The sequence below is a fragment of the Polyangium sp. 6x1 genome (genome assembly GCF_029946515.1).
Taxonomy (GTDB): domain Bacteria; phylum Myxococcota_A; class Polyangia; order Polyangiales; family Polyangiaceae; genus Polyangium.
Genome location: NZ_JARZHH010000014.1, coordinates 182727 through 189754 on the forward strand (window position 1 = coordinate 182727; position 7028 = coordinate 189754).

Genomic DNA, 7028 nt, shown 5'->3' on the forward strand with positions numbered 1-7028 from the left:
GCCTTCCATTCTCAGAGCGGCGGGATCGCGTGCTGAGTTGAAGGGGAGTCGTCCTCTTGCAGCCAGGGTAGCCCAATCTGCCGAGAAAGTCTCTTCAGAGCCTTCCAGTCCGCCATCCAAGGGACGTCAGCCCCTTCGACAATACGCCGACCGGCGAACACGCGTCGACGCTCGCCCCGGCGGCTCTCGCTTTGCGCGAACCGCACGTAGGACGCCAGGTCGTCGTCCGAGAAGAACGCCGCGGCTTCCCAATCCTGTTCCTGACCACGAACCAAGGTCCAGGTGCTTTCGTCGTTCTGGCGAAGAGAACGCACCTCTCGCCCACTGCGAAAGAGCGCGAGCGAGAATTCAAGTCGATGCTCGTCTATGGCGTAGACGCCCAGCACGTCGGTGGAGAGGGCGTCGGAGAGAGCCTGCTCGGTCTCGCGTTGGAGCGTGCCGTCGATTCGAATCCAGGCTGAAGCTGCATATTCGCGCACGGCGTAATGCCAGGTTCTGCGAGCCGACACGGCCTTCCGCCACTCCGTGAGCAGCGCTTCAGCAGCGCGGCACGTCATGGCGAAGAAATCGGGCTCGTGAAGCAGTCTCTTGACGAAGGTCGCGCTGTACACGCTCATCGGTTTCCTATCTCCTCGCCCGCCGAACGTATCAGGATGAGCTCGGCGCGCAACGCCGTCTGCGCTGTCAAGGACCGCCTTACCGGATCCGGTCCGGGTCGGCCAAACGGATCCCACGCTCGGGCCCCTCGACCTGGCGCAATTCGGCCCTCTCGCCGGTACGCGCGCGGGTCGCCGAATCGGATCCGGACGAGCCGGCCTGCGCGTTGCTCGCGCACCTTCCGGAGCGGCCTGGCGTGACGCGACCTCGGGTCGGCCAATCGGATCCCGGCCCTCTCCTTCACGATTCATCACGCACCCCCTTCATTGAATTTCCTCCTTTCTTTCGACCGCGCGCTGGCGGCGGGTTTCGGTACGAGTCACCCACGAGCTCGAGCACGTGGGCGTGATGGAGAAGGCGGTCCATCGCCGCACTCCCGAGCAGTGGGTCACCGAAGAGCTGCGCGAGCTCTTCGACCGAGCGGTTCGACGTGAGGATCGTCGCGGCCCGCTCGTAGCGCTGTCGGATGATTTCGTAGAGGTCCAGCGGTTCGTCCCCCGATAACGGCCGCAGCCCCAGGTCGTCGACGATCAGGAGCTTCGGCGTCGTGAAGCGCAGCATCCTGCGGTCGTGGCTGCCGTCGGCGCGGGCCGCGCGGAGCTGCCGCAAGCATGTCGTTCGCCGCGACGTACAGCACCGCGTGCCCCGCGCGGCATGCGCGATGGCCGAGCGCCTGCCGCAGAAGCTCCCGACGGGACGAAGCCCGCGAGCTGAAGAAGCGGCACGGTGTAGTCGATGACCCTTCCGGCGAGACGATCTTGGTGACGCTTCGCGTTCCGAAGGCCGAACTCGCCGAGTGTTTCCTTGGTATGCCTGCACATCGGACGAACTTCGACGCATTGATTCGGCGGCCAATTCAAGACCAGATCTGCGACCTCGCTCCGTTCGATACGGCGTTCAAGATCCAGTCTTGCCCAGCTCGTGCGGGAATGTCGCTTGCCGCATCGGTGACAGGATGCAACCAAGCAACTATGAGGTTTTCGACGAGGCCGCTCCAAGCTTCTGATCAGCGAGAAGGCTCTCACCCGCCGCGATAATGGACTCGATCGCGGGACGTGTGGCCCATCCAAGAGCTCGGAGCGCCTTGTCCGAGCTCAGCTTGGAGGTATTCCCCAGCTCCGGGACCATCCCCGCAATCTGTGGATTGAAGACGCCGAGCAGCTTGACGAGCCAATCCGGCATGCGTCGGACCGAAACCTTCGAAGCACGATCGCCGAAATGGTCTTTCAGGATGGCAGCAATGTCACGGAACCACAGAAAATCACCGCATGCGATAAAGCGCTCTCCGGCGGCGTTTGGCGAACACATGGCAAGAAGATGGAGGTCAACGAGATCACGAATATCGACGATCCCAAGTCCGATATTTGGCAGTGCTGGCATCTTCCCATTCAGCATGCTTGCAACCAAGCCTACCGAGTCGGAATAGGTGCCGCCGAGTGCAGGCCCCTGGATAAATCCAGGGAGGATAGTGACTAGTTCAAGATCGACACCGGCACTACGTACAAAGGCCCATGCGTCCTGCTCGGCAAGCGTTTTGGCACGCATGTAGTCACCGACGCCAGGCTGGTTTACGTCGGTCCAAGAGCTCTCGTCGATGGGCTGGCCCGGCGGGAGGGACCCCGGCGTTGGTCGACTTGCAGCCAATCCTGAGGACGTCAGGACCACACGCTTGACGCCTGCAACAGCACTGGCCTTCAGGACGCGTCGCGTACCCTCCCGAGCGGCTTTGATGACGGTTTTGCCTGACATGGGCGACGCTTGATGAAGGACGTAATCGACATTCTCGAGGGCGCTCGCCCATCCAGCGTCATCTAACAGGTCAGCCTTGTGGAGTGTCAGACGATCAAGTCGGCTGGTGTATCGTGACAGGCGACTCCGCAAGCCTTGCTCGCTGTCGATGGATCGAACTGTCGCGCGGACGGCGTAACCTTCCTCGAGCAGTCGGATGATGGTCCAGCCCGCCAGGTAGCCCGTCCCTCCCGTCACCAGCACCACCCCTGGTGCGAGCGTCGCTTCAGCAAGCGTGTGATTTTCTTCAGACATCTCTTTGGTCTCCACTTGAGACCTTGGTATACAACGAAGACGGGTGGGCCGTGAAGGAGGCACTTTGATGAGACTAGGGAACGTCGATATTCCTCTGGAGACCTGTCAGCTGGTGGGAAACATTCTAGGCCATATAGGAGACAAATGGTCCGTATTGATTATCGTTCTGCTGCGCGAGCGTCCGATGCGATATTCCGAGCTCGAACGCCAGATCGAATCCATTTCCAAGAAGATGCTGACGAGCACACTTCGCAATTTGGAGCGTGATGGATTCGTCTCTCGCGCACTCACCCCAACCATCCCGCCACGGGTCGACTATGCGCTGACGGAGCTGGGCAAGGAGGTGATGGAACCACTCGATGCGCTTGCACGGTGGGCGCTCACCAACAGCGCCAGGATCGTTGAGGCACGCGCGCGCTATGATCGGCAACAGCACTGAGACGGTAAGCGGAGATGCCGGCCGCGGCTCGACCTGATCCTCAATCGTTCGAACTCGGATCGTCCCGGCATGGTCTACGACACGGGCAACGGGAGTCCTCACCACCGACGAGGTCGCAGCGAAGCTGTGGGCGCTGCATCGCGAGCGTCCTGATGCGCACACACGCCGAGCGCGGGCATGTCAGGGAGAGGGCGGCCTCGATCGAGCTCGGTTTCACGATCTCGTTTGCCGGAGGCTGGCGGCCGCCATGGCGCGATGGATGAGATGAGCGACATCGCGCGGGTGTTTCGCATGGCACGACGCGCGCAAAGGCGGAGCGCGTGGGACCGACCTGCCCGTCCATCAGATGATCAACCGTTACCGGCGCGTCGCCCGCACGGCGGCAGAGTTGGGGCTTGGGGAGTGCCGCCCCATGGTCGAGGTGATCCCCGAGTTGGGGGGCTACGCCGAAGAAAAGGCACCGGAAAGGGCACCAGGGGAGCGCGAACCGAGGCGCCCTTCTGTCAAGAAATGCCGTGGTTCCGAGGACTTGACGGACGCAGAGCTACCGGAGCGGAATTCGACTCCGCCTCCGCTTCCGGCGTGACAGCCGTCCTCCTTCCGAATACCGTCCCCGCGTGCCTCGCGCCCGCCTTCACGTGCCCCTGCTCCTCCTCGCGCTCGCCGGATGCAGCCGCCCCGCTGCATCCGGAAAAACCCTGCCCCCAACCGCCGCCCCACGCCTTGGGCCGACCGCCGCAACCCCCATCCCACCGGCCAGCTCCTCCCCCGCCGCCCCCTCCGCGCCCCGGAAACTCGGTCAGGTCCGCCGCGTGGTCGCGGGGAACGGCCATACCTGCGTGCTCGGCTCGGAGGGCATCGCCCGTTGCGCCGGGCATAACGATCTGCAGCAGCTCGCACCGGGATCCGCCGAAACCACCCGCGTCGCCGACGTCGTGCTCGAGCAGCGTATCGTCGATCTCGCGGCCGGATCCTCCTTCACGTGCGCGCTCACCGAATCCGGGGCCGTTTCCTGCTGGGGCTGGGTGTATAGCGATCCGAACACGAACCGCGAGCGTCCCATCACCGGGATCACGGATGCCACGGGGATCGTCGTCCAGGACAGGGTAGGCTGCGCCATCCTCCGTGACGGAGACGCGGCCTGCTGGGGCGACGCGGGCTGGCTCGGCAAGAATGAAAACACCTCCGATACCGAGGCGATTCGCCTCGGCCTCCGCGACGTCACGTCGATCGCGCCGGAGGAAAACCACGTCTGCGTCACGCGAAAGAACGGCGCGGCGCAATGCAAAGGGAAGCTCCCGTGGAGGGAGGACGAGGCGCCTTCGTGGGTCCCCGTCGCCGTGAAAGAGGGATCGGGCGCGAAATCGTTCCGGCGCGTGTCCGCCGCAAGAGGCAATGCGTGCTTCGAGACGGACGGCGCGCCGCTTTGCCTCGGCACCGATTTCCATGGGCACATCCTCCCCGAGCTCGACATGCCTGCCTTCGCGCGCGGCGCGCGGCGGGTCCAGGCGGGCGTGGGTCGCGTCTGCGCCATCGACGCGACCGGGCGGGTGGCCTGCTGGGGACACGCCTACCATGGCGAAACTGGCATCGATCCCGACGCGCCGCTCGTGGGCGGCGCCGTGCCCGTCGTCGGCGTGAGCGACGCCGTCGATCTCGCGCTCTCGGACGACCATACCTGCGCGCTCGAATCGGACGGCGACGTGTTTTGCTGGGGCCACAATCGAGAGGGCCAGCTCGGCGACGGCAAACCTCTCCACCGAACGACCCCCGTGGACGTCGGCGTCTTTCGGGGCGTGACGGACATCCTGGGCGGGTCGGATCGTACGTGTGTCCTCGCCGGCGGCGAGATCTCCTGCTGGGGCGGCGACCACGACCCTGGGCCGTGGCCACAGAAGGCGAGCTTTTCGGACCGCGTCGTGGCCATGGACCTCGGTCAAAGCACCGTTTGCGGGCTTCTTCCGCGCGGCGACGTGCGTTGCGGGTTCTTCAAGAAGATCGACCGCTGCAAGGACCCGGACAACCTTCGCCATTGCACCCTCGCGTCGCAATGGGACAGCGACCGGCTCCCGGCCTTGTCGGGCCAGGCGACCGATTTTGCCACCGATCGCATCGACAACGTGTGCGCGCTCGTCGGCGGCGGGGCGTCGTGCCTGTTTTACCTCGGCGAGGCGGGTGGATATCACGGCGACACCTGGCAAAAGGTGCCCGGCATCTCGGGCGCGGTCTCGATCGAGGCCTCCGCCGATTCGATGTGCGTGATCCAGGGCGCAGACCGTCACGTCGCCTGTTTCCACGACCATCGCTTCGACGCCGATCAGGATTTCGCCGAAGCGCCGCCCGCGCCGCGGGTCACGAAGATCGCGGGCCTCACCGGCGTGACCGCCCTCTCCGGTGGCTCCTCGACGTTCTGCGCCCTCTCCGGCGGCGCGCTGCGCTGCTTCGAGCTCGATATCAAGCACGGCACGCCGAACATCCGACCGACCTCGGCCCACGCCATCGACGGGCTGCCGCAGGCGGAGGCGATCGCAGGCGCGGACGAGATGTTTTGCGCGATCCACGCGGGGAAGGTCCATTGCTGGGGGACGGACATGCACGTGCCCGGCCCTCGCCCCCCGGGCGCCGTGCAGACCGTGCCTTTGCCGCGGCCGGCGACGCGCATTGGCGTCGGATACGAGCACGCGTGCGCCCTCACGGACGACGAGCATCTGTGGTGCTGGGGGCTCGACGAAGGCGGGCAGCTCGGCGCCGGGCGCCTGGCGATGTCGTATCGGGCGATTCGCGCCGAGGTGTTGCGGTAGGGCTTTCGCGCCCGCTTACCGGGCTCGAACGGCCATGTAAGCCCCATGTAAGTTCCTTCGCAGCCTCCTTCGGGCCAGGTCTGGGCGACCGGATCGCGAGTCCCCTCGGCCGCGGGTTACCCCCCCCAACGCCGGCGATGCGCGCTCCGGGCACTTCAACCCAACGGAGTACAGACATCATGGTCCGCAAGAGCTTCTTCGTCGTCGCTGCCGCCATCGTCGCCTCGCTCGGCGCCTGTGGCGACGACGGCACCGCTGCGTCGACAGCGTCGGAGTCCGTCGTATTGCCCCTGCACGGAGAATCGGAGCTCCTCCCCGGATTCTCCTACGCCACGGGCCTTTTGCCCAAGGACTCGAAGGTGCAGGCGTCGTTCGAGCTCAAGGCCAAGGGGGCGGCGACGGTGGACGCCAACACGACGCCGAGCGGCTCGAAGGAGGCGCCCAAGCTCACGGGCCTGCCGGGCAGCGGCAAGGTCGCGATTGCCGGTGGGTTTTCGATGGTGGGTACGCTCAAGGTCGACCTCCCTTCGGTTTCGTACGATGGCCCGATTCCCGGCCTCGACAACGTCGAGATCAAATTCGAAGGGAGCACGGCGTACGACCCGTTCTCGATCGGCACGGGCGTCACGACGAAGGCGCTGATCCCGGCGGTGCGATTGCCCGATATCCCGCTCCCCTCTCCCGTCCCTGGCTCGCTCGTCCTCGATGTCCTGGAAGGGAGCTACGTCGAGATCGGGTTCACCGGCACCTGCGCCGCGATCGACGGGACCCACGTGGCCTACGAAGGCGACATCGTGCGCGCCGGGTCGCTCATCATCCAGCCGAGCATCGAGATCAAGATCCCCGGCATCAAGCCCATCAAGTTCGACCCGTTCACGGCGGATCTCGCGCTCGGCACCACGAATCTCGAAATGGCCGCGGAGGTGTCGACGTTCGGCGCGCCCGCGAGCGGCGACGAGGCCAAGGTCGGGACGTGCGACGGCAATGGGGCCGGCGGGGCCGGCGGCACGGGAGGCGCCGGAGGCGGCTCGTCGTCGTCCTCGGGCACGGGCGGCGCGGGCGGCTCCGGCGCGGGCGGCGCCGGCGGC

Annotated in this window: 6 protein-coding genes; 3 read left to right on the forward strand and 3 right to left on the reverse strand. The window is 65.7% G+C overall.

Annotated features, from left to right (window positions below; all coding sequences use genetic code 11):
* Positions 1–11 precede the first annotated feature (11 nt).
* From QHF85_RS16335 to QHF85_RS16345, 3 genes are all read right to left on the reverse strand, one after another.
* Positions 12–617, reverse strand: a complete 606-nt coding sequence (locus tag QHF85_RS16335) for a hypothetical protein (protein WP_281328113.1) — start codon at positions 615–617, stop codon at positions 12–14.
* Positions 618–897: 280 nt separating this feature from the next.
* A complete protein-coding gene (locus QHF85_RS16340; protein ID WP_281328114.1) occupies positions 898–1266 on the reverse strand; it encodes an ATP-binding protein in 369 nt (122 codons plus the stop codon).
* Positions 1267–1626: 360 nt separating this feature from the next.
* Positions 1627–2715 (reverse strand): NAD-dependent epimerase/dehydratase family protein, encoded by a 1089-nt coding sequence (locus QHF85_RS16345; protein ID WP_281328115.1) that lies wholly within the window; start codon positions 2713–2715, stop codon positions 1627–1629.
* Positions 2716–2767: 52 nt separating this feature from the next.
* On the opposite strand from QHF85_RS16345, the gene QHF85_RS16350 reads away from it, so the two are divergent.
* The 3 genes from QHF85_RS16350 to QHF85_RS16360 all read left to right on the forward strand — a co-directional run.
* Entirely contained in the window at positions 2768–3139 is a 372-nt protein-coding gene (locus tag QHF85_RS16350; protein ID WP_281328116.1) for a helix-turn-helix domain-containing protein, read from the forward strand.
* A gap of 812 nt (positions 3140–3951) precedes the next feature.
* Complete coding sequence (locus QHF85_RS16355; protein WP_281328117.1) at positions 3952–5940, forward strand: hypothetical protein; 1989 nt, start codon at positions 3952–3954, stop codon at positions 5938–5940.
* A 179-nt stretch (positions 5941–6119) separates the two neighbouring features.
* The coding region (locus QHF85_RS16360) for a hypothetical protein (protein ID WP_281328118.1) at positions 6120–7028 on the forward strand (909 nt) is incomplete at its 3' end.

Bases quoted from the DNA above. Each gene is read 5' to 3' on its own strand.
- QHF85_RS16335 (WP_281328113.1), bottom strand. From the start codon at position 617: ATGAGCGTGTACAGCGCGACCTTCGTCAAGAGACTGCTTCACGAGCCC.
- QHF85_RS16350 (WP_281328116.1), top strand. From the start codon at position 2,768: ATGAGACTAGGGAACGTCGATATTCCTCTGGAGACCTGTCAGCTGGTG.